Genomic DNA, 24011 nt, shown 5'->3' on the forward strand with positions numbered 1-24011 from the left:
ATCAGGGCCGGAGCAGCACCTTGCCCACCGCCTCGCGCCGGCTCAGGATGCCGAGGGCCGCGGCGTAGTCCTCGAGGGGGTAGACGCCGTGCACCCGCGCGGTCAGCCGCCCCTCGGCGACCCATGCGAGCATCTGGCGCTGGTTCTCGCGGTGCACCTCCGGCTTGCGCTCGGTGAAGACACCCCAGTGGACGCCCATCACGTCGAGCTCCTTCAGCAGCATGATGTTGAGGGGCAGGCGGGGAATCTTGCCCGCGGCAAAGCCGACGACGAGGAAGCGGCCGCGCCAGGTCAGCGCGCGGAAGGCCGGTTCCGAGAAGGCGTCGCCGACCGCGTCGTAGACCACGTCGACGCCCTTGCCCCCGGTCGCGTCCTTCAGGGCGTCGCGCAGGGTGGCCGGATCGTAGACGAGGCCCACCTCCGCCCCGTGCTGCCGGGCGATGGCAAGCTTGTCCTCCGAGGAGGCGCAGGCGATCACCCGCGCCCCGAGCAGCGCCCCAAGCTCGACCGCCGCGAGACCGACCCCGCCCGACGCCCCGAGCACCGCGAGCCATTCGCCGGGCCGGATCTTCGCGCGGTTGCGCAGGGCATGGAGGGACGTGCCGTAGGTGATCGAGAGGCCGGCAGCCTGCTCGTCGCTCACCCCGGCCGGAACCGGCGTCAGCATGCGTGCGGGCACCGCGAGCCGTTCGCGGCAGGTGCCGTGCTTGGCATGCACGATCACCCGATCGCCGACCCGCACGCCGTCCGCGCCCGGTCCCAGGGCCTCGACCACGCCGCAGGCCTCGCCCCCGGGCGAGAACGGCAGCTCGGGCTTCACTTGGTAGCGCCCGGCGATGATCAGCGTGTCGAAGAAGTTGAGCGCGGCGACAGTGACCCGCACCAGGGCCTCGCCCGGGCCGGGGACGGGATCGGGCAGCGTCGCGATCGACAGGTCGTCCGGGCCGCCGAGCCGGGTGCACAGGAGAGCCTTCATCGCGCGCCTTCCGTTCGTTTCACCAGTTGCCCAAGGCCAGCCGATCGCCTCAGCGCCGCTCGTAGGTTCCCGCCAGCGATCCCTTGGCCAGGACGTGGCCGCGCATCGCATCGACCAGGGCGCCGCGGCCCGGCGAGGCCGGCAGGTCGAGGAGGCGGTCGAGGGCGTAGACCTGGAACAGGTAGCGGTGCGGGCCGTGGCCGGTGGGCGGGTCGGGCGGAAGCCAGCCGTCCTTGAGGAAGCTGTTCTTGCCGAGATCGACGCGCGCGTTCGCGGAGGCCGCCCCCTCGGCCAGATCCGAAACGTCCGGCGCGAGGTTCCAGACGATGAGGTGCACCAGCGGCTGCGGCGTCGGGCTGCCGGCATCCTCGGCGAGGATCGCGACGCTCGCCGTGCCCGCGGAAAGGCCGCTCCAGGCGAGCGGCGGCGACGTCCCGTCGCCATCCGCGGTGAAGCGGACCGGCATGCCGGCGCCGTCGGCGAAGGCCGGGCTCGTCAGCGCGATCGTCTCCGGGGCATCGGCGAAATCGGCGTGGAAGACGGTCTTCTCGAGGCCGGCCTTGAGGCCGGACAAGGCCTGACCGACCGCTGCGGGGATCTTCTCGAGCATCGGGTCTCCTTCGTTTCTGACGCCGGTCGAACAGCGCCCGGCATCCTAGGCCGGGCGCTCGGCCGCCAGCATGTAGTTCACCGCCGTATCGCGGCCCAGCCGCCAGCCATCGGTGAGCGGATTGTAGACGACGCCCGTGGTGTCGGTGACCGACAGGCCGCCGCCGCCGAGCGCCGCCGACAGCTCGGACGGCGTCACGAACTTCTCCCAGTCGTGGGTGCCCTTGGGGAGCCAGCCGAGGATGTACTCGGCGCCGACGATGGCGAGCGCGAAGGAGCGCATCGTCCGGTTGAGCGTCGCGGCGAAGAGCAGGCCGCCGGGCTTCACCGCCGACGCCGCCGTGCGGACGAAGGCCGGCATGTCGGTCACGTGCTCGATCACCTCCATGATCAGCACCACGTCGAAGGTCTCGCCCGCGGCGACCACAGACTCGATGGTCTCGGCGCGATAGTCGACGGGCACGCCCTCGGCCTCCGCGTGGCGTCGCGCGGCGGCGATGTTCTGCGCCGCCGGGTCGAGGCCGGTGACGTCGGCGCCCAGGCGCGCGAGCGGCTCCGACAGCACGCCGCCGCCGCAGCCGACATCGACGATCGAGAGGCCCTGCAGCGCGAACGGCGTCTCGACCGACCGCCCGTGATGACGGCAGACCGCGTCGCGGATGTAGGCGAGGCGGACGGGGTTGAAGCGGTGCAGCACCCGCATCGGACCGCGCGGATCCCACCACGTCGCGGCGAGCGCATCGAACCGGGCGACCTCGCCGGGGTCGACGAAGCCGAGGCCCGCGCTGCTGCTCGCACCCGCCTCGATCCCGGCGGCGGTCTCGTCGATGGTCATCCGATCTCTTTCCATTCGGGGACGGCGCGCGCTCGGTGGTCGCAGTCCCGCGCCGACCGCGCACGGGCGACCGGCGGAGCGGGTGCGGCCGACCCTGCATTCCGGGTAAGTGGAGCTTGGCGGCGTGTTGACAGCCCCCGACCCCGCTTGTACCCGCCGGACGCCGGTCCGGTACAGCCGGCGGCGCGGCCGTTCGCGAATCGTTGGAGGCCGCCGAACACGCCCGGACATCTGAGCCCGGATCGGTCGTTCGACGAAGTTTGAGAAACGCGGACGCTGCATGCCCCGTCTGGTGATGAAATTCGGCGGCACCTCGGTCGCCAACGTCGAGCGCATCCGCAACGTGGCCGCCCACGTCGCCCGCGAGGTCGCGGCCGGCTACGAGGTCGCGGTCGTGGTCTCGGCGATGTCGGGCAAGACCAACGAGCTCGTCGGCTGGGTCAAGGACGCCGACCCCGAATACGAGGCCGCCGAGTACGATTCCGTGGTCGCCTCGGGCGAGCAGGTGACCTCGGGCCTCCTGGCGATCGCGCTGCGCAAGGCCGGGATCCCGGCCCGCTCCTGGCAGGGCTGGCAGGTGCCGATCCTGACCTCCGACGCGCACGGATCCGCCCGCATCGAGGAGATCGACGGCGCCCGGCTCGACGCAGGGTTCAAGCGCGGCGAGGTCGCGGTGATCGCCGGCTTCCAGGGCATCCATGCCGAGACCGGCCGGATCACGACGTTGGGCCGCGGCGGGTCGGATACCAGCGCGGTGGCCGTCGCCGCCGCCATCGGCGCCGAGCGCTGCGACATCTACACCGACGTGGACGGGGTCTACACAACCGACCCGCGCGTCGTGCCGAAGGCGCGGCGCATGGAGCGCGTCACCTTCGAGGAGATGCTGGAGATGGCCTCGCTCGGCGCCAAGGTGCTGCAGGTCCGCTCCGTCGAGCTCGCCATGGTGCACCGGGTGCCGACCACGGTCCGCTCCTCCTTCGATCCGCCGGACGCCGCGCGCCCCGGCACCCTCATCTGCGACGAGGACACAGACGTGGAACAGCAGATCATCACCGGGATCGCCTTCGCGCGGGACGAGGCGCAGATCACGCTTCGCCGCGTCAAGGACAGCCCCGGCGTCGCCGCCGCGATTTTCGGGCCGCTGGCCGACGCCAACATCAACGTCGACATGATCATCCAGACGGTGTCGGGCGACCAGTCGACCACCGACATGACCTTCACGGTGCCGGCCGCCGACTACGACCGGGCGCGCACGGTGCTCGACCGGGCGCACGACACGATCGGGTTCGCGCAGATCGAGGGCGCCACCGACGTGGTGAAGGTTTCGGCGATCGGCGTCGGGATGCGCAGCCATGCCGGCGTGGCGGCCAAGGCGTTCCGAGCGCTGGCCGACAAGGGCATCAACATCCGGGCGATCACCACCTCCGAGATCAAGTTCTCCGTCCTGATCGACGCGGCCTATACCGAGCTTGCCGTCCGCACGCTCCACTCGCTATACGGCCTGGATCAGGCCTGAGGCTTGCAGGCCCGTCCGACGGGTGCGACCTGAGATTGCCCGGCGCCGACACCCGGCGTCGCGCTGACAGGGGATTGACCAGACGATGCCCGCTGCGCCCGGAGGCCCGCGCCTGCTGCTGCGCCGCCTCCGCGAAGCCATGGCGGAGCCGGTCAGCCCCCAGGCGCGCCTGGACCGCATCGTCGTGGTCATCGCCGCCAACGTCATCGCCGAGGTGTGCTCGGTCTACGTCCTGCGCGACGACAACACGCTCGAGCTGTTCGCTACCGAGGGCCTGAACCGCGAGGCGGTCCACCTGACCCGGATGCGCGCCGACGAGGGCCTCGTCGGCCTGATCGCGCAGACGGCCGAGCCGCTGTCGCTTTCCGACGCGCAGACCCACCCGGCCTTCTCCTACCGCCCGGAGACGGGCGAGGAGGCGTATCACGCCTTCCTCGGCGTGCCGCTGCTCCGGGCCGGCAACACGCTCGGCGTGCTCACCGTCCAGAACAAGACCTACCGCGTCTATTCCGACGAGGAGATCGAGGCGCTCCAGACCACCGCGATGGTGCTCTCGGAGATGATCGCGTCTGGCGAGCTGCAGGGGCTGGCTCCCGACGCCGGCACCGCGGCGCGCCGCGCCGTCAACGCTCGCGGCGTCGTGCTCGCCGACGGCATCGGCCTCGGCCACGTGGTGCTGCACGAGCCGCGCATCGTCGTGAAGACGCTGATCGCCGAGAACGTCGAGGCCGAGATCGCCCGGCTCGAGGCCGCGATCGAGGCGGTGCGCTCGGCGATCGACGACCTGGTCGAGCGCGGCGACAAGATCGGCACCGGCGAATCGCGCGAGGTGCTGGAAACGGTGCGCATGTTCGCCCACGACAAGGGCTGGCTGCGCCGGATGCGCGAGGCGGTGGTCTCGGGCTTGACCGCGGAGGCGGCGGTCGAGCGCGTCCAGTCGGACAACCGCGCCCGGATGATGCGCCAGAGCGACCCGTACCTGCGCGATCGCCTGCACGACCTCGACGACCTCGCCAACCGCCTGTTGCGCCGCTTGACCGGGCAGGAGGGCGCGGGCGCGGACGCCTACCTGCCCGACAACGCGATCCTGGTCGCCCGCTCGATGGGCCCGGCGGCGCTGCTCGACTACGATCCGTCGCGCCTGCGCGGCGTCGTGCTGGAGGAGGGCGGCCCGACGAGCCACATCGCGATCGTCGCGCGGGCGCTCGGCATCCCTGCCGTCGGCGAGGTCGAGAACGCGACGGCGCTGTGCGATTCGGGCGACGCGATCATCGTCGACGGCGTCTCCGGCGAGGTCCAGGTCCGCCCGGGGCCGGAGATCGAGGCGGCCTATGCCGAGATGGTGCGCCTGCGCGCCAAGCGGCAGGAGCAGTACCGGGCGCTGCGCGACGTCCCCGCGACCACCCGTGACGGCATCCGCATCGGCCTGCACCTCAATGCCGGCCTGCTCGTCGACCTCGGCCACCTCAACGAGACGGGCGCGGAGGGCATCGGCCTGTTCCGCACCGAGCTGCAGTTCATGGTGGCGCAGCGGATGCCCTCGGCGGCCGAGCAGCAGGCGCTGTACGAGGCGGTGTTCGCCGCCACCGGCGATCGGCCGGTGACGATCCGGACGCTCGACATCGGCGGCGACAAGATCCTGCCGTACATGCCCAAGCTCGAGGAGGAGAACCCGGCGCTGGGCTGGCGCGCGATCCGGATCGGCCTCGACCGACCGGCGCTGCTTCGTGTGCAGCTGCGCGCGCTGCTGAGGGCGGCGGCCGGGCGCCCGCTCAAGATCATGTTCCCGATGGTCGCCACGGTCGACGAGTTCGTCCGGGCCAAGGCGATCGTCGATCGCGAGAAGGCGCATCTGCGCCGCCACGGCCATCCGCTGCCGAGCGATTGCCGCCTCGGCGCGATGGTCGAGGTGCCCTCGCTCTTGTTCCAGATCGACGAGATCGCGCAGGTGGCCGACTTCCTGTCGGTCGGCTCGAACGACCTGATGCAGTTCCTGTTTGCGGTCGACCGCGAGAACCGCCGCGTCGCGGACCGGTTCGATCCGCTCTGCGCCGCGGCGATCCGCGCCTTCCGGTTGATCGCCGAGCGCGCGAACGCGGCCGGATGCCCGGTGACGGTGTGCGGCGAGATCGGCGGACGGCCGCTCGAGGCGATGGCGCTGATCGGCATGGGCTTCCGCGACCTCTCGATGTCGCCCGCCTCGATCGGCCCGATCAAGGCGATGGTGCTGAGCCTCAATGCGCGGGCGATCGCCGACGTGATCGACGCCGAGATGGCCCGCGCCCATGACGGCGCCTCGATCCGCCCGGCGCTCGCCGCCTTCGCCAAGGCCCACGGCATCCCGGTCTGACCCCGCCCAGCGTGAAGACCAGGCTCGTTTCCGTCAGCGTCCCAGAGTAGACCCCGGTCGATGATCCCCTTTCCCCCCGACCGCCTCGACGCCATCCTCGTGCGCCACGACATCGTCACCGGCACCCTCGCCGCCGGCGATGCGAGCTCGGAGAGCATCGTCCAGCTCTCCCGCGAGCTGTCGGATCTCGATCCCGTGATCGCCGGCATCCACGCCTATCGCGCCGCCGCCGCCAACCTGGCCGAGGTCGAGGCGCTGATCGACGAGCCCGGCGGCGACCCGGAGATGCGCGCGCTCGCCGCCGCCGAGAAGCCCGACGCCGAGGACGCGCTGATCAAGGCGCACCGCGACCTGCAGCTGATGCTGCTGCCCAAGGACGCGGCCGACGAGAAGAGCGCGATCCTCGAAATCCGCGCCGGCACCGGTGGCGACGAAGCCGCGCTATTCGCCGGCGACCTGTTCCGGATGTACGCCAAGTACGCCGACACCAAGGGCTGGAAGGTCGAGGTCATCTCCGAGAGCGAGGGCACCGTCGGCGGCTATCGCGAGGTCGTGGCGGAGGTGAAGGGCCGCGGCGTGTTCGCCCGCCTGAAGTTCGAGAGCGGCGCCCACCGGGTCCAGCGCGTGCCCGACACCGAGGCGCAGGGGCGGATCCACACCTCCGCCGCCACCGTCGCGGTCCTGCCCGAGGCCGAGGAGGTCGACATCGTCGTCAACGACGCCGACCTGAAGATCGACACCATGCGCTCGCAGGGGGCCGGCGGCCAGCACGTCAACAAGACCGAATCGGCGATCCGCATCACCCACCTGCCGTCGGGGATCGTGATCTTCGTCCAGGAGGAGCGCTCCCAGCACAAGAATCGCGCCCGCGCGATGTCGCTGCTGCGGGCCAAGCTCTACGATGCGGAGCGCTCGGCCAAGGATGCGGTCCGCGCCGCCGACCGCAAGTCGCAGGTCGGCACCGGCGACCGCTCGGAGCGCATCCGAACCTACAACTTCCCGCAGGGCCGGGTGACCGACCACCGCATCAACCTCACCCTGTACAAGCTGGAGGAGATGCTCGCCGGCACCGCCCTCGACGAGCTGGTCGACGCGCTCGTGACGGAGCATCAGGCCGAGCTGCTCGCTGCCGAAGGCATGGCGTGAGCGGACGGGCCGACGCGCGCATCGTCCGCCCGGATCATACGCGCAGCCTTGCCCTGCGGCGCCTTGCCGAATGCTTCGCCGCGGAGGGCATACCCGAGGGCGATGCCCGCTTCCTGATGCTCGGCGTGCTCGATCTCCGCGCCGTCGACTTCGCGCTGCACGGCGGCCGAGCCCTCGGGTCGGAGGGCGCGGACAGGTTGGAGGCCGCCGCGCGCCGGCGCGTTGCCGGAGAACCGGTGGCCCGCATTCTCAGAACGTGGGAGTTCTGGGGCCTGCCGTTCCGGCTGTCCCCGGAAACGCTGGTGCCGCGGCCCGACACCGAAACGTTGGTCGACGCCACGCTGGAAACGGTTTCGGACCCGGCGGCCCCCCTCCGCATCCTCGACCTCGGCACCGGCAGCGGCTGCATCCTGGTCGCGCTGCTGAGCGCGCTGCCGAACGCGACCGGCATCGGCCTCGATCGCTCCTGGAATGCCCTGCGCACGGCGCGCGCGAACGCGCTCGACAACGGCGTCGCCGATCGCACCCTGTTCGTCGCCGGCGATTGGTGCGATGCGCTCGTGGGCCGGTTCGACCGGGTGGTCTCGAACCCGCCCTACATCGCCAGCGCCGTGATCGCCGGCCTCGATCGCGAGGTGCGCGAGCACGATCCGATGGCCGCGCTCGACGGCGGCGGCGACGGGCTTGCGGCCTATCGACGGATCGTCGATGCGACGGCAGGCGGGTTGCTCGCGCCGGGCGGCTCGCTCCACCTCGAGATCGGCTACGATCAGGCGGACGCCGTGACGGAGCTGGGCCGGAAGGCGGGCCTTCGACAGAGCGGCATCACGCGCGATCTCGCCGGGCATACGCGGGTCGCGTCGTTCGTCGGTCGGCCCGACAAGGCGCCCGCATAGGGGATTTATGGCACCGATCACGCAAAATTCGCCGGAATCCCCATCAACTTCGCGCTGGATCCCCCGTCTCGACTTGCGGTTCGCGGACGATCCGTTAAGACGGAAAGCCGTAGGTTCGGTATAGCGCATCCTTTGCGGGGTGGCGGCCGATCGCTCCACCGTCGATCAGACGTAGGCTCGGGTTCGAGCAGCGGCGCGGCGGTTTTCGAACCTGACAATCGACGGGCGTCTTGGACGCAAGCGTAGGCCCCGAGGGATCGGGACAGACGGCTGGTAGGCGAGCGGGTCGTGGATCAATTCCGATGATCCGTCCGCGGGCGCCGGCGAGGACCCGCACTGCGGCGCCTCGGGAGCCCGGCCCCCAGCCTTCCCCCCGACCAGACGCGCCTTTCGCAGTAACGAGGGTCATCTGAGACCGATGAGACCAAACCAGAACCGACGGGTGCGCGGCCGGAACCGGCCGAAGGGCCCGAACCCGCTGACCCGGTCCTACGAATCCAACGGACCCGACGTCAAAGTCCGCGGCACCGCCCAGCACATCGCCGACAAGTACGCTCAGCTCGCGCGGGACGCGCAGGCGGCGGGCGACCCGGTGGCGGCGGAGAACTACTTCCAGCACGGCGAGCACTATTTCCGGATCATCTCCGGCGCGCAGGAGCAGGGCCGCCCGCAGGCCGGCGCCGGCTACGCCTCGCGGTCGTACGACGACGACATGGAGGACGGCGACGACGAGCAGGGCGGCGAGGCCAACGGCCAGGGCTATGCCGGCTACGCGCCCGAATACGGCGATCCGGGCCAACAGCCGCAGCCCTACGACAACCGCGGCGAGGGCGGCCAGCAGGACGGGCGCCAAGATCGCGGCCAGGATCGCAACCAGCAGGACAGGTTCGGCCAGAACCAGAACCGCGGCGACCGCCAGGAGCGCCGCGACCGGTTCCAGAACAACCGCAACGACCGGCCGCGCTTCGACAACGGCGCCCGCTTCGACAACCAGCGTCCCGACGGCAACCGCCAGGACGGCGGCCGGCAGGATCAGGGCCGCCAGGAGCACGGCCAGCGCGCCGATTACGATCGCCAGGACGCGCCCCGGCAGACCTTCAACCGCCAGGACAGCGGGCGGCAGGAGAACGGGCGGCAGGAGTATCCGCGCCAGGACAATCGGCAGGAGAACCGCGCCGAGTTCAACCGCCGCGATCAGCCGCGGGACGAGTTTCCGCGCCAGGACCTTTCGCGCCAGGATCCGTCTCGTCAGGAGCAGCCGCGCGCCGAAGCGCCCCGCGAGAACCGTTACGAGAACGGACGCACGGAGCAGCCGCGCCGCGAGCCGCGCCAGGAGGCCCGGACCGAGATGCCGGCCCGCGCCGAGGCGCCGGTGCGTGCGGAAGCGCCGGCCCGGGCCGAGGCTCCGGCCCGGCGCGAGCGTCGCCGCGAGGAGCCGCGGCCCGTCGCCGAGGATGCGGCCGGCCTCCCGGCCTTCCTGATGACGCCGCCCCGCCTGCCGCCGGCCGCCGAAGCGCCCGTGGCGGAGGCGCAGGCGCCGAGCCCGCCCACGGCCGAAAGCGAGGACGCGCCGGCTCCGAAGGTCCGTCGCCGGCGGCGCCCGCGCTTCGAGGGGACCGAGGGCGAAGGTTCGCCGGAGACCAAGGCACCGGACGGCGCCTCCTCAGTCGAGTAGACGCCATCATCCCCGCGAGACAGGCCGCCCCGGATCTCCGGGGCGGCCTTTTTCGTATCCGAAGGTCGGTCCCCGAAGGGCCGATCCGGCCTTTACCCGGTCGGGATACGCTCAGACGCAGAGAACGGGCCGGAGAGACGTGAGATCCAGGCCTCCCGGCAGTGCCAGCGGGCGTCGAGCGATAGGCTCTCGCGGCAGGTCACCGAGCCGGCATGGGTGCCACGGCACCGGCGTTTCGAGCCAAACCACCCGTGCGCGCAGCAGGCGGAGCGCCGCGAATCAGTCCCCGTCCGCCTCGGCGAGGGCGAGGGCCGGCGTCGGCCCGCGATAGCCGGTCGCCAGCACGTAGAGCTCGCTCGAATCGGCCCGGCTCGCATTCGGCTTGACGTGCCGCACGAGGGAGAAGTCGCGCTTGAGGTCGGTGAGCAACGCGGTCTCTGTGCCGCCCTGCAGCACCTTGGCGAGGTAGGCGCCGCCGGGCGCCAGAACCTCCCGGGCGAACTCGGCCGCGGTCTCGGCGAGCCCGATGATGCGCAGGTGATCGGTCTTCTTGTGGCCGGTGGCGTTGGCGGCCATGTCGGACAGCACGAGGTCGGCCGGGCCGCCGAGCAGGCCGGTGAGGCGCTTCGGCGCCTCGGGGTCGAGGAAGTCGAGGGTGATGAACTCGACGCCCGGCATCGGCTCGATCTCGAGCAGGTCGATTCCGACGATGCGGCCGGTCTCGCCGACGATCTTCGCCGCGACCTGCGACCAGCCGCCGGGGGCGGCGCCGAGATCGACGATGCGCTGGCCGGGCTTCAGCAGCTTGAAGCGCTCGTCGATCTCCATCAGCTTGAAGGCCGCCCGCGAGCGGTATCCTTCGCGCTTGGCCCGCTGGACGTAGGGATCGTTGAGCTGGCGCTCGAGCCAGCTCTTCTGCGAATGGGTGCGCCCGCGCCCGGTCTTCACGCGCTGCTTGAGATCGCCGCGGACTCCGCCCGTCGCGCCCGCTCCGCCACGCCTGTCGGTCACCGGTAGCCCCCGCGGCGCCACACGCCGTCTTCCCGCATCATGTTCATCAACAATCCTTCGCGCAGGCCGCGATCGGCGATGCGCAGGCGCTCGGCCGGGAAGGCACGGCGGATCGCCTCCAGGATCGCGCAGCCGGCGAGGACCAGGTCGGCGCGGTCGCGGCCGATGCACGGGTTCTCCGCCCGCTGGTCGAGCCGCGTGTCGAGCAGGTCGTCGATCGCACCGGCGACCTCGGCGTCGCTCATCCACAGCCCGTCGACCCGGCGGCGCTCGTAGCGCACGAGGCGCAGGTGCATCGCCGCGATGGTGGTGACGGTACCGGAGGTTCCGAGCAGGTGGAAGCCGGGCGCCGTCGCCGCGGCCGCCGCGCGGATCGCGAAGGGGCCCAGCATCTCGGCCACCTCCTCGACCATGCCCTCGAACATCATCCGCGTCACCTCGGAGCCGCCGTGGCGCTCGGCCAGGGTGACGACGCCGACCGGCAGCGAATCCCAGGCGCGGATGCGCAGGGTCGGATCGGTCGAGGGGTTGGCGGCCGAGCCGTCGAGCCAGGCGATCTCGGTCGAGCCGCCGCCGATGTCGAAGATCACCACCGATTCGGCTTGCGGGTCGGCGAGCGCGGCGCAGCCGGTGACGGCGAGATAGGCCTCGGTCTGCCGGTCGACGATCTCGAGATCGAGCCCGACCTCGGCCCGCACGCGCGCGACGAACTCGGCACCGTTCACGGCGAGCCGGCAGGCCTCCGTGGCGATGATCTTGGCCCGCCCGACGCCGCGGGCGCGCATCTTGCCCTTGCAGATCCGCAGCGCGTCGATCGTCCGTTCGATCGCCGCCTCGCTGAGCCGGTCGGAGGTGCCGAGCCCCTCGCCGAGCCGGACGATGCGCGAGAACGCGTCGATCACCCGGAAGCCGTGCGAGGACGGCTCGGCGATGAGCAGGCGGCAGTTGTTGGTGCCGAGATCCAGGGCCGCGTAGGCGTTGCGGCGCACGTCGCGATGCGAGACCGCGGGGGCGGAACCGGGTGCCCCTGCCGGTGGCGCGCCCTGGGGGCGGGCCGGCGCGGTCGCGCCACTCTCGTCCCTCATCGGCGTCGCCGCGCTTTCCCATCTCTGGCCCCGGCGAACCGCCCGGCCATCATTCACGCTCGACCCTACTCGCTCGGCGGCGAACTGCAACGTCCCGTTCACGAATGCCGGGACTGCATCCACGGCCGTCGGCGCGACCGCAGTAGGCGAAGAGGATCGAAAACCATTCGCCCGACGCCGAGACCCGGCCGCCGAGACATCGGATGCGATGCGCGATCACGCGGTCGCGTCAGGCCATCGCCTTGGCGAGGCTGGCGGCGCGGGAGGTTGGCCGCAGCAGGCTCTTCACCTGGGAGTAGGGTCGCGGCCGGTTGATCACCTCGTCGAGGCGCGACCACAACGTCTTGGGCGAAAACGGTTTCGCGATGATCTCGTTGACGCCGAGGGTGATCGCGCGGTCGACGACGTTCCGACGCGGCTGGGCGAGCATCAGGATGATGGGAATCGTTGGGCAGGGCGAGGTCGAGGGCGTGCGCGCCAGCCGGATGAACTCCTCGCCCGAGAGGATCGCCAGGTCCCAGTCGATGATCGTCAGGTCGGGCTTGCTCTCGGCGAGCACGCCGAGCGCCTCGGCCCCGTCCGGCGCCTCCAGCACCCGCTTAATGCCGACGCGCATCAGCATGTCGCGCACGATTCGACGGATGTAGAGGCTCTCATCGACCACGAGGGCGGAGAAGTCCGGGAAGGTCGGGGTCGCGATCATCGAGGGGGCGGCACGCGGGCCCCGGCGGATGCGGGAGCCTGTCCCCCTGCATACGCGCCCGGCCTTTGCGCTTCCCTAACACGGCGCGCTCTGCAAGCCTGGGTTTCACGACGACGAGAAAGTGATGGAACTCCGAGCAGATCGACAACAAGGTCCTTGCGGTCAACGGCCAATTGCGTCAGGACTGAGGCGTTATTCTTGGTTACCGCGACCGGGGGTAATGGGAGTGCGGGGCGTGAGCTGTCTGGGATGGCGCGCACGCGGTATTCGAGACGTGGTCGGCGGACGGTTTTTGGCGAGCTTTCGATGGGACGTGGTCGTGATTTCCGGGGGCCGCAGAAGCGCGGCTTCGATGAGGGTGGCGCAGAGCCGAGATGGCCTGATCAGGCTCCCCCGAGTGGCGGCGGATACGGTGGCGGCGGCTTCGGCGGCGGCGGTGGCGGGTTCGGTGGCGGCGGCGGTGGTTTCGATCGCGGCGCTCCCCGAGCTGCGGCGGCCCCTACGGGTCCGGAGCGCGATGCCACGGTCAAGTGGTTCAACAAGGAGAAGGGCTTCGGCTTCGTTGAGCTCGGCGACGGCTCGGGCGACGCCTTCCTCCACATCCGCGCCGTCGAGGCAGCCGGCCATGACGACCTGCTGCCGGGCACCCGGCTCACCGTTCAGACCGCGCAGGGCCAGAAGGGTCCGCAGGTCACCAACGTGACCAGCGTCGACACCTCGACGGCCGAGGCGGCTCCGCCCCGGCGCGAGATGCGCGATGCGCGTCCCCCGCGCGCCGGCGGCTTCGGCGGCGCCGGCGGCTACGGTGCCGGCGGTGGTTACGGCGGCGCCGGTGGCGGCTTCGGTGGCGGCGGCGGCGGCCGCGTCGCCTCGGGCCCCTCGACCGAGATGCAGGGCACCGTGAAGTGGTACGACCCAGCCAAGGGCTTCGGCTTCGTGTCGGTGAACGACGGCGGCAAGGACGTGTTCGTCCATCGCTCCGCCCTGTCGCGGGCCGGCCTCGAGTCGCTTGCCGAGGGTCAGACCGTGACGCTCGGTGTGGTCGACGGCCAGAAGGGCCGCGAGGCTCAGAGCATCAACGTCGACGATTGATCGGCGGCGTTTTTGGCGAACGCGGCGGCCTCGCTTCTGCCGCGTTCCCGATGCGATTGGAAACGGCGGTCCCTCACGGGGCCGCCGTTTTGCGTTCCGGGACGGTAATCGGAGACATCTCATGCGTCGTGCCGTACCGTTCGGCATCCTGCTCGCCCTCGCCACGGCGCAGCAGGCGAGGGCCGAGGATTTCACCGGCGCCTATGCCGGCGTGAACCTCGGCTACGGCTTCGAGCGCGGGCGGGATGCGAAGAAGCCCGGCCCCGTCCCGGAGAAGGACGCGGCGGTTCCGAGCGCGAACGATCTGCCACCGAGCGCGTCGATGGCAGCGAAGTCCCTCCGATCGTCGCGTCCGGCCGCCCGCTGAGCCGGGGGACCATCCGCGCTGAGATCGCGGACGGCACCGGGCGCTACTGGCCGGCCATCGCCTTGGTGATGAAATCGCGCCGAACGAAGGTGGCGTAGTCCGGCTGGGCCGCGAGGTTGCCGAGGGCGATCTGCGTATCGAGGGCGATCTTGAGGGCATCGGACGTGATGTCGACGCTCTCCGGATAGACCTTGTCGCCCATCATGCGCTTGACCGCAGCCTCGACCACGGTCGGATCGAGGTTGGGGAACTCCTTCCTCGCCACCGCGACCGCCTTGGCCGGATCGGACTGCATCAGCCGGATCGCCGCCTGCATGCCGTCGACGAAGGCCTGCGCCACCGCCGGATCGACATCCTTGCGCGCGCTCACCGCCGAGAAGGCGTAGGGGCCGTACTTCTCGGGGAAGCCGAGGACGACCTTCATCCCCTTGGCGGCAACCTGATCGAGGCCGGGCTCGTACAGCACGGCGACCTTGGCCTGGCCGGCGAGGAACGGGCCCGGCTCGGTGCCGAGCTGCACCTGCGTCAGCGTCACGTCGTCCTTCGACAGGCCGTTCTCCTTCAAGAGCTTGAGGAACAGCGAGGTGCTCGTCGTCGGCATCAACCCGGTGACGATGGTCTGCCCCTTGAGGTCCTTCACGTCCTTGAAGACGAAGTCCGGCGTCGTCGCGATCCACACGGCGGCACCGTTGACGACGTTAGCGATGACGCCGACGGGCGCGCCCTTCGAGGCCGCCACCGCGGTCCATTCCGGGCCGTGGATCGAGAACTGCGCGCTCTTCGAGATCACCGCCGAGAGCGCGACGCTCGGCGCGCCGGCCGTCTCCTTGGTCACGTCGATGCCGGCCTTCTCGAACAGGCCCTCGTCCAGGGCGACGTAGAGCGGCAGGTAGAGCATCGACTGGAAGGCCTGGCTCACGGTCGCCTTCAGCGCCGCCGCCGAGGCGGGCAGGGCCCCCATCAGCCAGGCCGCGGCGACGGTCGCGATGAGGGGACGACGCTGGATCATCGGAAGGCTCTCGTTCTGCTGGCGGGAAGGGCGGGGCGGACGGCCGCGGCGAGCCGCGCTCCGCCGGCTTGGAACTCAGACCTGGACGCTGCCGGCGGTGTCGACCTGCCGCCACGGCAGGATGCGGCGCTCGGCGAAATCGATGACGTGGTAGAGCAGGAAGCCGACGAACATCAGCACGAACAGCCCGACCCAGACGGCGTTGAGGTCGTAGAGCGACGAGGCGTTGTAGATCAGGTGGCCGAGCCCGGCCTGGGACGAGATGAACTCGCCGACGACCGCGCCGACCAGCGCGAAGCCGATGTTGATCCGGAACATCCCGATGATCGCCGGTAGCGTCGACGGCACGATCACCGAGCGGAAGATCCGGTTCTTCGAGGCGCCCATCGAGGCCAGCAGCGCCTGCAGGTCGGGATCGGCGTCCCGGGCGGCCTGGTACGCCGCGATCAGCGCGACCAGCGCCGTCAGCGAGACCGCGAGCGCGACCTTCGAGACGAACCCGGTGCCGAACCACAGGATCACGATCGGGGCGAGCGCGATCTTCGGCACCGAGTTGATCGCGACGATGAACGGCTCGACGATCCGCGCCACCAGCACCGAGTACCAGAGCCCGAGCCCCGCGACCGAGCCGATCGCGGTGCCGATCACGAAGCCCAGGATGGCCTCCACCACCGTAAGCCAGGTGTCGTGGGCGAGGCTGCCGTCGAGCACGCTCTTGACGAACACCCGCCAGATGCCCGAGGGCGCGCCGACCAGGAACTCGGTGAGCCAGCCGGCATCGACCGCGACCTCCCAAGCCGCGAAGAACACGGCCACCGCGAGGAGCTGGATCAGCCCGCGCCCGAGCGTGGTGTCGATCGCCCGTGCCAGGGCACCGGGCCGGCGGCGTCGGGCCGGCGGCGTCGGTCGGCTCGCCGCCGCCGGCGGCGCCTGTTCGTGGGATAGGATCTGGATCGCCATCAGGCCGCCCTCGCGCTGGTCTGGATGTCGAGCTCGCCGCAGAGCGTGTTGAAATACTCGGAGAAGCGCGGATCGCTGCGGGCGCCGATCGGCGACCGATCGCTGAGCGCGATGTCGTGCACCGCCTTCACCCGGGTCGGGCGATTGCCCAGCACCACGACGCGCTTCGAGAGCGCCACCGCCTCGTCGATGTCGTGGGTCACGAGCACGACGGTCTTGTGGAAGGTCTCGACCGCGTCGAGCAGCACGCCTTCGAGGTAGAGCCGGGTCTGGTAGTCGAGCGCCGAGAACGGCTCGTCGAGGAGCAGGATGTCCGGATCCATGATCAGCGTCCGGATGAGCGCCGCGCGCTGCCGCATGCCGCCCGACAGGGTCTTGGGGTAGGCGTTCTCGAAGCCGGACAGGCCGAAGCGGGCGAGGTAGTCCCGTGCCGTCTCGGTGGCGGCCCTGGCGTCGACGCCCTTCATCTCCAGGCCGAGCATCACGTTCTGCAGGACCGTGCGCCAGGGGAACAGCAGGTCCTTCTGCATCATGTAGCCGACGCGGCCGGACAGGCCGGGCACGATCTCGCCGCGAAAGCGCATCGTCCCCTCGTCGGGCTCGAGCAGGCCGGCGATCACGTTGAAGACTGTGGTCTTGCCGCAGCCGGAGGGGCCGATGATGCTGACGAAGTCGCGCTCGTAGATGTCGAAGCTCAGCCCGTCGAGCACCGGGACGGCACCACCCTTCGCCGGGAACGCCTTGCGGATGCCCCGCAGGGCGAGCTGCACGTCCCGGCCGTTCGCAACCGCATCCATCACCGGCTCCACGCTGACGGCGGGATCCAGCAAGGCCCGGGCCAAACTGCATGCAGAATGCAGGCGTGAGGCCGAAACGGCGAGACACGCGTGATCGCTGGAGCCGGACCAAACGAAGAAGGGCAGGACGCGCGACCGCGTCCTGCCCTCACATCATCCAAGTTCGGAATTCTTTGGTGGGCGCACTAGGGTTCGAACCTAGGACCCGCTGATTAAGAGTCAGCTGCTCTACCAACTGAGCTATGCGCCCGATCGCATTGCGCGATCCGCCGCGGTCCACCAAGTCCCGCTGCGATGCGGGCTGATACCAACCGGGCCGGGGGCTGTCCACCCCGTGTTCGCGGTTTTTGCCCGCGAGCCGGAATTTTCCCCCGGGCCGGTCGGTTTTCGGCCTACTCCGCCGCCGCGTGCTGCGCGTGGAGGCGCACGGCCGAGGCCGAGAGCTTGTTCAGCGCCGAGAGGTAGGCCTTGGCCGAGGCGACGAGGGTGTCGGGGTCGGCGCCGCGTGCGGTGATCGAGCGCTCGCCGGCCTTCAGCCGCACCGAGACCTCCGCCTGGGCATCCGTGCCGGCGGTGACCGCGTGGACCTGGTAGAGCTCGAGCTGCGCCTCGTGCGGCACCAGCGCCTGGATCGCGTTGAAGACCGCGTCGACCGGCCCGTTGCCGTCGGCCTCCTCGGTGAGCGTCTTGCCGTCGACGGCGACCTTCATGGTCGCGCGCTGCGGCCCGCGCGTGCCGGCGATGACCGAGAGCGAGACCAAGCGGATGCGGTCGTGCGCGGTGGCGAGATTCTCGTCGACCAGCGCCTCGATGTCCTCGTCGTAGACGTTCTTCTTGCGGTCGGCCAAGGCCTTGAACCGCTCGAAAACGTCCTGCAGCTGGTTGTCGGACAACCGCAATCCGAGCTCGTCGAGCTTCGAGCGGAAGGCGGCGCGGCCGGAATGCTTGCCCATCACCAGGTTGGTCTTGGTGAGGCCGACCGAGGCCGGGGTCATGATCTCGTAGGTCTCGGCGTGCTTGAGCATGCCGTCCTGGTGGATGCCGCTCTCGTGCGCGAAGGCGTTGCGGCCGACGATCGCCTTGTTGAACTGCACCGGGAAGTTCGTGGCGTGGCTGACGAGCTTCGAGGCCCGGGTCAGCATCGTCGATTCGATGCCGGTCTCGTAGGGCAGCACGTCGGAGCGGGTGCGGATCGCCATCACCACCTCCTCCAGCGCCGCGTTGCCCGCGCGCTCGCCGATGCCGTTGATCGTGCACTCGACCTGCCGCGCGCCGCCCTCGATGCCGGCCAGCGTGTTGGCGATCGCGAGGCCGAGATCGTTGTGGCAATGGACCGAGAAGATCGCCTTGTCGGCGTTCGGCACGCGCGCGCGCACCGCCTCGAACATCGCGCGGTACTCGCCCGGCGTCGCGTAGCCGACGGTGTCGGGCAGGTTGATCGTCGTCGCGCCGGCCCTGATCGCCGCCTCGACGCAGCGGCACAGGTAGTCGATCGGCGTGCGGGTCGCGTCCATCGCCGACCACTCGACGTCGGCGACGAGGTCGCGGGCCTGCGCCACCGTCTTGAGGATGATCTCGACGACCTCGTCCTCGGTCTTGCGCATCTGGTGCGCGAGATGGATCGGCGAGGTCGAGACGAAGGTGTGGATGCGCCCCTGGCGGGCGTGCCGCACCGCTTCGCCGGCCCGGGCGATGTCGGCGGGTATGGCGCGGGCGAGCCCGGCGATGGTGGCGCGCTTGGCGCGGCGGGCGATCTCCGAGACGGCCTCGAAGTCGCCGTTCGAGGCGATCGGGAAGCCGGCCTCGATGACGTCGACGCCCATCGCGTCGAGCAGCTCGGCGACGGCGAGCTTCTCGTCGAGGGTCATGGTCGCGCCCGGGCATTGCTCGCCGTCGCGCAACGTCGTGTCGAAGATCACGACGCGGTCTTTTTTCGTCTCGGAAACGCTGGTCATCGGTTGTCCACCCTGTCGCGGCGCGCCCCCGCCGAGCGGATCGGGCGGCCTTCGAAGCCTATGAGGTCGGCCATGCGATCCCCTGAAGGCCCAGGCGAACGCCCGGACGGCCATCAGGGGCGGGTAAGCAGAAGCGAGCGGAGGGCGCGCGTCAGCGACGCCGCGGTCGCGGCCTCGACGATGACGGGTGCTGAGCCGGCGCTGGCCAAGGCTCGTCTCTCCTCGGCGCCGATCTCGGGACCGCACGGAGATGTGCGGGGCCGGCGACGCAGGCAGCGTGGATATCCCTGGTTGGGCCCGAAGACAAGCGCGACCGTCGACCGGCTGAGCGGCGAAACCGGCCGCTGCAACGAAGAAGGCACCCGCGGAGCGATCCGCGGGTGCCTGTAGAGGGAAGAGCCGGGGCGGGCGAGGATCAGACGGCGATGCGCTCCTCGGCGTCCATCGGCTCGCGCAGTACGTAGCCGCGGCCCCAGACGGTCTCGATGTAGTTCTTGCCCTGGCTGGCGTTGGCGAGCTTCTTCCGCAGCTTGCAGATGAACACGTCGATGATCTTCAGCTCGGGCTCGTCCATGCCGCCGTAGAGATGGTTGAGGAACATCTCCTTGGTCAGCGTCGTGCCCTTCCGCAGCGAAAGGAGCTCCAGCATCTGGTACTCCTTGCCGGTGAGGTGGACGCGGGAGCCGGCGACCTCGACGGTCTTCTGGTCAAGGTTCACGATCAGGTCGGCGGTGGTGATCACCGACTGGGCGTGGCCCTTCGAGCGGCGGACGATCGCGTGGATGCGGGCCACGAGCTCGTCCTTGTGGAACGGCTTGGTGAGGTAGTCGTCGGCGCCGAAGCCGAGGCCCTTCACCTTGTCCTCAATGCCGGCCATGCCCGACAGGATCAGGATCGGCGTCTTGACCTTGGCGACGCGAAGGTTGCGAAGCACTTCGTAGCCCGACATGTCGGGCAGGTTCAGATCGAGCAGGATTATGTCGTAATCGTAGAGCTTGCCGAGATCGATTCCTTCCTCACCGAGATCGGTGGTGTAGGTGTTGAAGTTCTCGGACTTGAGCATCAACTCGATGCTCTGCGCCGTGGCGCCGTCGTCCTCGATCAGAAGTACCCGCATCGTCGATCCCCAGCCCGGCCGGCCGTATCAGCGTTCGGACACGTCGCCGCCATTCGTCCGCCACCGGCCTGTGGACGGACGCCCCATCGTCATTGACGTGAAACGCTATTCGTTAATCGTTAACAAAACCTGATTCTGTGTGGCAAGCGATCGTTTGACCCCGCCTCGACCTTTTTGCGTCCGGTGTTTGCGGTCTGTTCTCACCGCACAAACCGTCCGCGGCCGACGCCGCGCCCCCCGCCCCAGCCAAGTCCTTCACCCGTAACGGGCCGCACCCGTTTGTGACCGTTCCGCCACATCCGGCACGCATGTCCTGAGCGGATCGAGGGACCCGGACCGGCACTGCGATCGGCCCCGCTACAAGCCCGATGACCGCAGTGTTAAGGAGGGAGGTAAACGAACCGTTAGGGCTTCAGGAATGACGCAGGACCAGGGCGGGACCGCGGCACGGACGCTCTCGGGAATCCGCGCCGGGCTGGAGCGCGTCGAGCCGCTGGAGACCTACGGACGGGTCGTGGCGATTCGCGGCCTGCTCGTCGAGGTCGCAGGCCCCGTCGCCGCGATGCGGCTCGGCGGGCGGCTCGACGTCGAGGGCGCCGGCAGCGCCGGGCTGATCCCGTGCGAGATCATCGGCTTCCAGGGCGACCGGGCGCTCGCCATGCCGTTCGGCTCGCTCGAGGGCGTCCGCCGCGGCTGCCCCGCCTTCGTCCGCGACGAGGCCGCGGGCGCGATCCGGCCCTCGCCGGCCTGGCTCGGGCGCGTCGTCGATGCGCTGGGCCGCCCGGTGGACGGCCTCGGCCCGCTCGCCAGCGGGCCGGAGATCTACCCGCTGCGGGCCGACCCGCCGCCCGCCCATGCCCGACGCCGCGTCGGGACGCCGCTCGATCTCGGGGTGCGCTGCCTCAACACCTTCCTGACGATGTGCGCCGGGCAGCGCATGGGCATCTTCGCCGGCTCCGGCGTCGGCAAGTCCGTGCTGCTGTCGATGCTCGCCCGCTACACCGCCGCCGACGTCGCGGTGATTGGTCTCGTGGGCGAGCGCGGCCGCGAGGTTCAGGAATTCCTGCAGGACGACCTCGGCGCCGCCGGCCTCGCCCGGTCCGTGGTCGTGGTCGCGACCTCGGACGAGCCGGCCCTGATGCGCCGGAACGCCGCCTACGTGACCCTCTCCGTCGCCGAGCATTTCCGCGATCAGGGCGCCAAGGTGCTGTGCATGATCGATTCGATCACGCGCTTCGCCATGGCCCAGCGCGACATCGGCCTTGCCGCCGGTGAGCCGCCGACCGCCAAGGGCTACACCCCGACGGTGTTCTCGGAGCTGCCGCGCCTGCTCGAGCGCGCCGGCCCCGGCGTGGGGGAGGGGACGATCTCGGCGCTGTTCACGGTTCTAGTGGAGGGCGACGACCACAACGAGCCGGTGGCGGATGCGGTGCGCGGCATCCTCGACGGGCACATCGTGATGGAGCGCTCCATCGCCGAGCGCGGGCGCTATCCGGCGGTGAACGTGCTGCGCTCGGTCTCGCGCACCATGCCGCGGTCGTGCGACCCGGCCTTCCTCCCGGTGGTGCGGCGGGCGCGCAAGCTGCTCGCGACCTACGCCGACATGGAGGAGCTGATCCGCCTCGGCGCCTACCGCGCCGGCGCCTCGGCCGAGGTCGACGAGGCGGTGGCGCTCATGCCGCGATTGGAGGCTTTTCTGGGGCAGGGTAAGGAAGAAGCAACCTCCATCGGCGATGGTTACGCACGGCTCGCGGAGATCGTGGGCGGTTCCTGAGACGTGCGGTGCGGCGGCCCTTCGCCGCCTCCGCTCCTCGGGTCATATGCCTGGATCTCCTGCGTTGTGTGGAGTGAGCGTATCCCATGAAATCGCGTGACACGCTGATCCGGCTGCGCCGCTTTCAGGTCGACGAGAAGCGCCGCCGCGTCACCCAGATCGAGATGATGATGGCCGACTTCCAGCGCATGGCGATGGAGCTCGACCGCGAGGTCGTCCACGAGGAGGCCCGCGCCGGCATCACCGACATCGGGCATTTCGCCTACCCGACCTACGCCCGCGCCGCCGCCACGCGCCGGGACAACATGCGCCAATCGGCGATCGCCCTGGAAGGCCAGCTCGCCGAGGCCAAGGCCGAGCTCGGCGAGGCGTTCGAGGACCTGAAGAAGGTCGAGATCCTCGACGATCGCGAGCGCTCGGCCGAGCGCGCCGCGGAAGCCGTCCGCGAGCAGGCGGCGATGGACGGGATCGGCCTCGCCCGCGCCCGCGCCTGAGGCGAGCCGCGCCCCAGCGCCTCAGGCGCGGGCGCGGGCGCGGGCGCGCGAGAGGCAAGGCGGCACGAAACCGTCATGATCCGATGACATCAGACCGCGCAGGCGCGCTCCCGCGGGCGTGCTTGCGATGCGTCGCGTCCTGACGCATCAGGGGCGTTCCCCCCGAGGTGTCGGTGTCCATGAAGAAGATCAGCGATTTCATCTGGCCGATCGTCGGCCTCGCCGCGGTGATCGTCTCCGGATACCTGCTGTTTCGTGAATTGCGCGGCATCTCGCTGTCGGAGATCAAGGGCAGCCTCGCCGCCATCCCGCCGCACCGCTTCCTGCTCGCCGCCCTGTCGACGCTGGTCGCGTACGCCGCTCTGGCCTGGTACGACCGGATCGCGCTGCTGCATCTCGGCGTGACGCACATCTCGACGTTCTTCGTCTCGGTCTGCTCCTTCACCACCTACGCGCTGTCGCACAACATCGGCGCCTCGGTGTTCTCCGGGGCGGTGGTGCGCTACCGCGCCTACACCGCCAAGGGCCTGTCGGCCGCGCAGGTCGCGGTGCTCGTGGCCCTGTGCTCCTTCACCTTCGGCCTCGGGACGATCCTGCTCGGCGGCTTCGTGCTCGTCGCGCTCCCCGATACCCTGACGCGCCTCCAGGGCTACCTGCCGGCGATCCTCACCAACCCGAGCACCGCCCGCACCCTCGGCGCTGTCCTGCTCGGCGCGGTCGCGCTCTACATCGCCGGCTCGCTGCTCCGGCTGAAGCCGCTGACGATCCGGTCGTTCAAGCTCGAGTACCCGCGCCCGCCGATCATGATCCGGCAGATCATCGCGGCCCCGCTGGAGCTGCTGGGGGCCGCCGGCATCATCTATTTCGCGCTGCCCGAGGCGCACAATCCCGGCTTCCTCGTGGTCCTTGCGGTCTTCCTCGCCTCGTTCTCGGCGGCGCTGGTCTCGAACGCGCCGGGCGGCCTCGGCGTGTTCGAGCTGGTCTTCGTGGTGGCGATGCCCGACATCGCTCGGCCCTCGATCATCGCCGCGCTCCTCGTCTTCCGGATGTTCTATTTCTGGCTTCCGTTCCTGATCTCGGTGATCGTGGTGCTGCTCTACGAGCGCAACCGCCTGGCCGGCGCCCTGCGCGGGACCGGGACGTCGGCAGCCCCCACGCCGGACCCGCCGCTCGTCGCGCCCGGCCTCGATCCGGCGAAGATCGAGCGGGACCTGAAGCAGAAGACGGTGTGAGAGACAGGGCTTATGCCGCAACCGCTCGGCCACGAGCGCTTGCGGCAGGCCCTTGAGGCCCTCGGAGCGGATCTGGCCGCGCGGCCTTTTCGTCGAACTGGCCGTGCACCGTGGCGGCGCTCTGATCCTTCGCGTCGCATGGCGGCGATCGACGCGGGACGTCGACGTGGTGGTGCGGGAAGGCTTCGACGAGGCGACGCTCGCGCCATCCGTCGCCCGGGTCGCCGGGCTGATGGGACTCGATCCCGACTGGCTCAACAATGCCGTCGGCATGTTCACGCCCCTCGACGAGCCCGAGAGCTTGTTCGATGTGTCGGGCACCTATCCCAGCGAGGACCCCCCGGGGCTGAGGACGCTCGTGCCCGTCCGCATGATCTCCTCGCCATGAAGCTCCGCGCCCTGAGCAGCCTCG

At 70.4% G+C, this 24011-nt stretch carries 22 protein-coding genes and 1 tRNA gene; 11 read left to right on the forward strand and 12 right to left on the reverse strand.

Annotated features, from left to right (window positions below; genetic code table 11):
* Nucleotide 1: 1 nt before the first annotated feature.
* From MKK64_RS17960 to ubiG, 3 genes are read right to left on the reverse strand one after another with little or no spacing between them, the layout of a single operon-like run.
* Nucleotides 2-976, reverse strand: a complete 975-nt coding sequence (locus MKK64_RS17960) for an NADPH:quinone oxidoreductase family protein (protein ID WP_243936238.1) — start codon at nucleotides 974-976, stop codon at nucleotides 2-4.
* A 49-nt stretch (nucleotides 977-1025) separates the two neighbouring features.
* Nucleotides 1026-1586: a YbhB/YbcL family Raf kinase inhibitor-like protein gene (locus MKK64_RS17965; protein WP_243936240.1), complete on the reverse strand. Its 561-nt coding sequence runs from the start codon at nucleotides 1584-1586 to the stop codon at nucleotides 1026-1028.
* Between the two features lie 45 nt (nucleotides 1587-1631).
* A complete protein-coding gene (gene ubiG, locus MKK64_RS17970) occupies nucleotides 1632-2420 on the reverse strand; it encodes a bifunctional 2-polyprenyl-6-hydroxyphenol methylase/3-demethylubiquinol 3-O-methyltransferase UbiG (RefSeq protein ID WP_147843242.1) in 789 nt (262 codons plus the stop codon).
* Between the two features lie 280 nt (nucleotides 2421-2700).
* Between ubiG and MKK64_RS17975 the strand changes: the two genes are divergently transcribed.
* From MKK64_RS17975 to MKK64_RS17995, 5 genes are all read left to right on the forward strand, one after another.
* The gene (locus tag MKK64_RS17975; protein ID WP_243936242.1) at nucleotides 2701-3936 is read left to right on the forward strand and encodes an aspartate kinase; all 1236 of its coding nucleotides are present in this window, start codon (nucleotides 2701-2703) and stop codon (nucleotides 3934-3936) included.
* An 85-nt stretch (nucleotides 3937-4021) separates the two neighbouring features.
* A complete protein-coding gene (gene ptsP, locus MKK64_RS17980) occupies nucleotides 4022-6286 on the forward strand; it encodes a phosphoenolpyruvate--protein phosphotransferase (protein WP_243936244.1) in 2265 nt (754 codons plus the stop codon).
* Nucleotides 6287-6346: 60 nt separating this feature from the next.
* On the forward strand, nucleotides 6347-7432 hold the full coding sequence (gene prfA / locus MKK64_RS17985) for a peptide chain release factor 1 (protein ID WP_243936245.1): 1086 nt from the start codon (nucleotides 6347-6349) through the stop codon (nucleotides 7430-7432).
* Complete coding sequence (gene prmC, locus MKK64_RS17990; protein WP_409567967.1) at nucleotides 7429-8328, forward strand: peptide chain release factor N(5)-glutamine methyltransferase; 900 nt, start codon at nucleotides 7429-7431, stop codon at nucleotides 8326-8328. The genes prfA and prmC overlap by 4 nt, the downstream gene beginning before the upstream one ends.
* 442 nt (nucleotides 8329-8770) lie before the next feature.
* On the forward strand, nucleotides 8771-10003 hold the full coding sequence (locus MKK64_RS17995) for a DUF4167 domain-containing protein (protein WP_243936246.1): 1233 nt from the start codon (nucleotides 8771-8773) through the stop codon (nucleotides 10001-10003).
* Nucleotides 10004-10282: 279 nt separating this feature from the next.
* On the opposite strand, the gene MKK64_RS18000 is transcribed toward MKK64_RS17995, so the two are convergent.
* The 3 genes from MKK64_RS18000 to MKK64_RS18010 all read right to left on the reverse strand — a co-directional run bounded on the left by MKK64_RS18000 (nucleotide 10283) and on the right by MKK64_RS18010 (nucleotide 12802).
* A complete protein-coding gene (locus MKK64_RS18000; RefSeq protein ID WP_147729083.1) occupies nucleotides 10283-11014 on the reverse strand; it encodes an RlmE family RNA methyltransferase in 732 nt (243 codons plus the stop codon).
* A complete protein-coding gene (locus tag MKK64_RS18005; protein WP_243936247.1) occupies nucleotides 11011-12099 on the reverse strand; it encodes a Ppx/GppA phosphatase family protein in 1089 nt (362 codons plus the stop codon). The genes MKK64_RS18000 and MKK64_RS18005 overlap by 4 nt, the downstream gene beginning before the upstream one ends.
* A gap of 229 nt (nucleotides 12100-12328) precedes the next feature.
* Nucleotides 12329-12802, reverse strand: coding sequence for a response regulator (locus MKK64_RS18010; protein ID WP_147729085.1), 474 nt, complete (start codon nucleotides 12800-12802; stop codon nucleotides 12329-12331).
* 306 nt (nucleotides 12803-13108) lie between these two features.
* Here MKK64_RS18010 and MKK64_RS28120 point away from each other — a divergent pair, with 306 nt between their 5' ends.
* Both MKK64_RS28120 and MKK64_RS18025 read left to right on the forward strand, forming a co-directional pair.
* Nucleotides 13109-13894 carry a cold-shock protein gene (locus tag MKK64_RS28120; protein WP_279593245.1) on the forward strand — a complete coding sequence of 262 codons (786 nt, stop codon included), beginning with the start codon at nucleotides 13109-13111 and terminating at the stop codon, nucleotides 13892-13894.
* Nucleotides 13895-14015: 121 nt separating this feature from the next.
* Nucleotides 14016-14261 (forward strand): hypothetical protein, encoded by a 246-nt coding sequence (locus MKK64_RS18025; protein WP_243936248.1) that lies wholly within the window; start codon nucleotides 14016-14018, stop codon nucleotides 14259-14261.
* A 43-nt stretch (nucleotides 14262-14304) separates the two neighbouring features.
* Here MKK64_RS18025 and MKK64_RS18030 read toward each other — a convergent pair whose 3' ends face one another.
* The 6 genes from MKK64_RS18030 to ctrA all read right to left on the reverse strand — a co-directional run bounded on the left by MKK64_RS18030 (nucleotide 14305) and on the right by ctrA (nucleotide 20099).
* Entirely contained in the window at nucleotides 14305-15270 is a 966-nt protein-coding gene (locus MKK64_RS18030; RefSeq protein WP_243936249.1) for an ABC transporter substrate-binding protein, read from the reverse strand.
* Between the two features lie 75 nt (nucleotides 15271-15345).
* Complete coding sequence (locus MKK64_RS18035) at nucleotides 15346-16230, reverse strand: ABC transporter permease (protein ID WP_243936250.1); 885 nt, start codon at nucleotides 16228-16230, stop codon at nucleotides 15346-15348.
* Entirely contained in the window at nucleotides 16230-17027 is a 798-nt protein-coding gene (locus MKK64_RS18040) for an ABC transporter ATP-binding protein (protein WP_147843016.1), read from the reverse strand. Before MKK64_RS18040 ends, MKK64_RS18035 begins: the two co-directional genes overlap by 1 nt.
* Nucleotides 17028-17201: 174 nt before the next feature.
* Nucleotides 17202-17277 (reverse strand) — tRNA-Lys (locus MKK64_RS18045).
* Between the two features lie 142 nt (nucleotides 17278-17419).
* The gene (locus MKK64_RS18050) at nucleotides 17420-18982 is read right to left on the reverse strand and encodes a 2-isopropylmalate synthase (protein ID WP_147843017.1); all 1563 of its coding nucleotides are present in this window, start codon (nucleotides 18980-18982) and stop codon (nucleotides 17420-17422) included.
* 415 nt (nucleotides 18983-19397) lie between these two features.
* Nucleotides 19398-20099 (reverse strand): response regulator transcription factor CtrA, encoded by a 702-nt coding sequence (gene ctrA / locus MKK64_RS18055; RefSeq protein ID WP_147727979.1) that lies wholly within the window; start codon nucleotides 20097-20099, stop codon nucleotides 19398-19400.
* A 418-nt stretch (nucleotides 20100-20517) separates the two neighbouring features.
* Here ctrA and fliI point away from each other — a divergent pair, with 418 nt between their 5' ends.
* The 4 genes from fliI to MKK64_RS18075 all read left to right on the forward strand — a co-directional run bounded on the left by fliI (nucleotide 20518) and on the right by MKK64_RS18075 (nucleotide 23987).
* Nucleotides 20518-21873: a flagellar protein export ATPase FliI gene (gene fliI / locus MKK64_RS18060; protein WP_147843018.1), complete on the forward strand. Its 1356-nt coding sequence runs from the start codon at nucleotides 20518-20520 to the stop codon at nucleotides 21871-21873.
* An 86-nt stretch (nucleotides 21874-21959) separates the two neighbouring features.
* Entirely contained in the window at nucleotides 21960-22367 is a 408-nt protein-coding gene (gene fliJ, locus MKK64_RS18065) for a flagellar export protein FliJ (RefSeq protein WP_147728232.1), read from the forward strand.
* Between the two features lie 179 nt (nucleotides 22368-22546).
* Nucleotides 22547-23599, forward strand: coding sequence for a lysylphosphatidylglycerol synthase domain-containing protein (locus MKK64_RS18070; RefSeq protein WP_147728231.1), 1053 nt, complete (start codon nucleotides 22547-22549; stop codon nucleotides 23597-23599).
* Nucleotides 23600-23651: 52 nt separating this feature from the next.
* Entirely contained in the window at nucleotides 23652-23987 is a 336-nt protein-coding gene (locus MKK64_RS18075; protein ID WP_243936251.1) for a hypothetical protein, read from the forward strand.
* The last annotated feature ends 24 nt before the right edge of the window (nucleotides 23988-24011 follow it).

The organism is Methylobacterium sp. E-025 (assembly GCF_022829705.1).
Classification (GTDB): domain Bacteria; phylum Pseudomonadota; class Alphaproteobacteria; order Rhizobiales; family Beijerinckiaceae; genus Methylobacterium.

Bases quoted from the DNA above. Each gene is read 5' to 3' on its own strand.
- MKK64_RS18070 (WP_147728231.1), top strand. From the start codon at position 22,547: ATGAAGAAGATCAGCGATTTCATCTGGCCGATCGTCGGCCTCGCCGCG.
- MKK64_RS17960 (WP_243936238.1), bottom strand. From the start codon at position 976: ATGAAGGCTCTCCTGTGCACCCGGCTCGGCGGCCCGGACGACCTGTCG.
- fliJ (WP_147728232.1), top strand. From the start codon at position 21,960: ATGAAATCGCGTGACACGCTGATCCGGCTGCGCCGCTTTCAGGTCGAC.
- MKK64_RS18010 (WP_147729085.1), bottom strand. From the start codon at position 12,802: ATGATCGCGACCCCGACCTTCCCGGACTTCTCCGCCCTCGTGGTCGAT.
- MKK64_RS18050 (WP_147843017.1), bottom strand. From the start codon at position 18,982: ATGACCAGCGTTTCCGAGACGAAAAAAGACCGCGTCGTGATCTTCGAC.
- ubiG (WP_147843242.1), bottom strand. From the start codon at position 2,420: ATGACCATCGACGAGACCGCCGCCGGGATCGAGGCGGGTGCGAGCAGC.
- MKK64_RS17965 (WP_243936240.1), bottom strand. From the start codon at position 1,586: ATGCTCGAGAAGATCCCCGCAGCGGTCGGTCAGGCCTTGTCCGGCCTC.
- MKK64_RS18005 (WP_243936247.1), bottom strand. From the start codon at position 12,099: ATGAGGGACGAGAGTGGCGCGACCGCGCCGGCCCGCCCCCAGGGCGCG.
- MKK64_RS28120 (WP_279593245.1), top strand. From the start codon at position 13,109: ATGGGACGTGGTCGTGATTTCCGGGGGCCGCAGAAGCGCGGCTTCGAT.
- MKK64_RS18040 (WP_147843016.1), bottom strand. From the start codon at position 17,027: ATGGATGCGGTTGCGAACGGCCGGGACGTGCAGCTCGCCCTGCGGGGC.
- fliI (WP_147843018.1), top strand. From the start codon at position 20,518: ATGACGCAGGACCAGGGCGGGACCGCGGCACGGACGCTCTCGGGAATC.
- ptsP (WP_243936244.1), top strand. From the start codon at position 4,022: ATGCCCGCTGCGCCCGGAGGCCCGCGCCTGCTGCTGCGCCGCCTCCGC.
- MKK64_RS18035 (WP_243936250.1), bottom strand. From the start codon at position 16,230: ATGGCGATCCAGATCCTATCCCACGAACAGGCGCCGCCGGCGGCGGCG.
- MKK64_RS17975 (WP_243936242.1), top strand. From the start codon at position 2,701: ATGCCCCGTCTGGTGATGAAATTCGGCGGCACCTCGGTCGCCAACGTC.
- MKK64_RS18030 (WP_243936249.1), bottom strand. From the start codon at position 15,270: ATGATCCAGCGTCGTCCCCTCATCGCGACCGTCGCCGCGGCCTGGCTG.
- prfA (WP_243936245.1), top strand. From the start codon at position 6,347: ATGATCCCCTTTCCCCCCGACCGCCTCGACGCCATCCTCGTGCGCCAC.
- ctrA (WP_147727979.1), bottom strand. From the start codon at position 20,099: ATGCGGGTACTTCTGATCGAGGACGACGGCGCCACGGCGCAGAGCATC.
- MKK64_RS18025 (WP_243936248.1), top strand. From the start codon at position 14,016: ATGCGTCGTGCCGTACCGTTCGGCATCCTGCTCGCCCTCGCCACGGCG.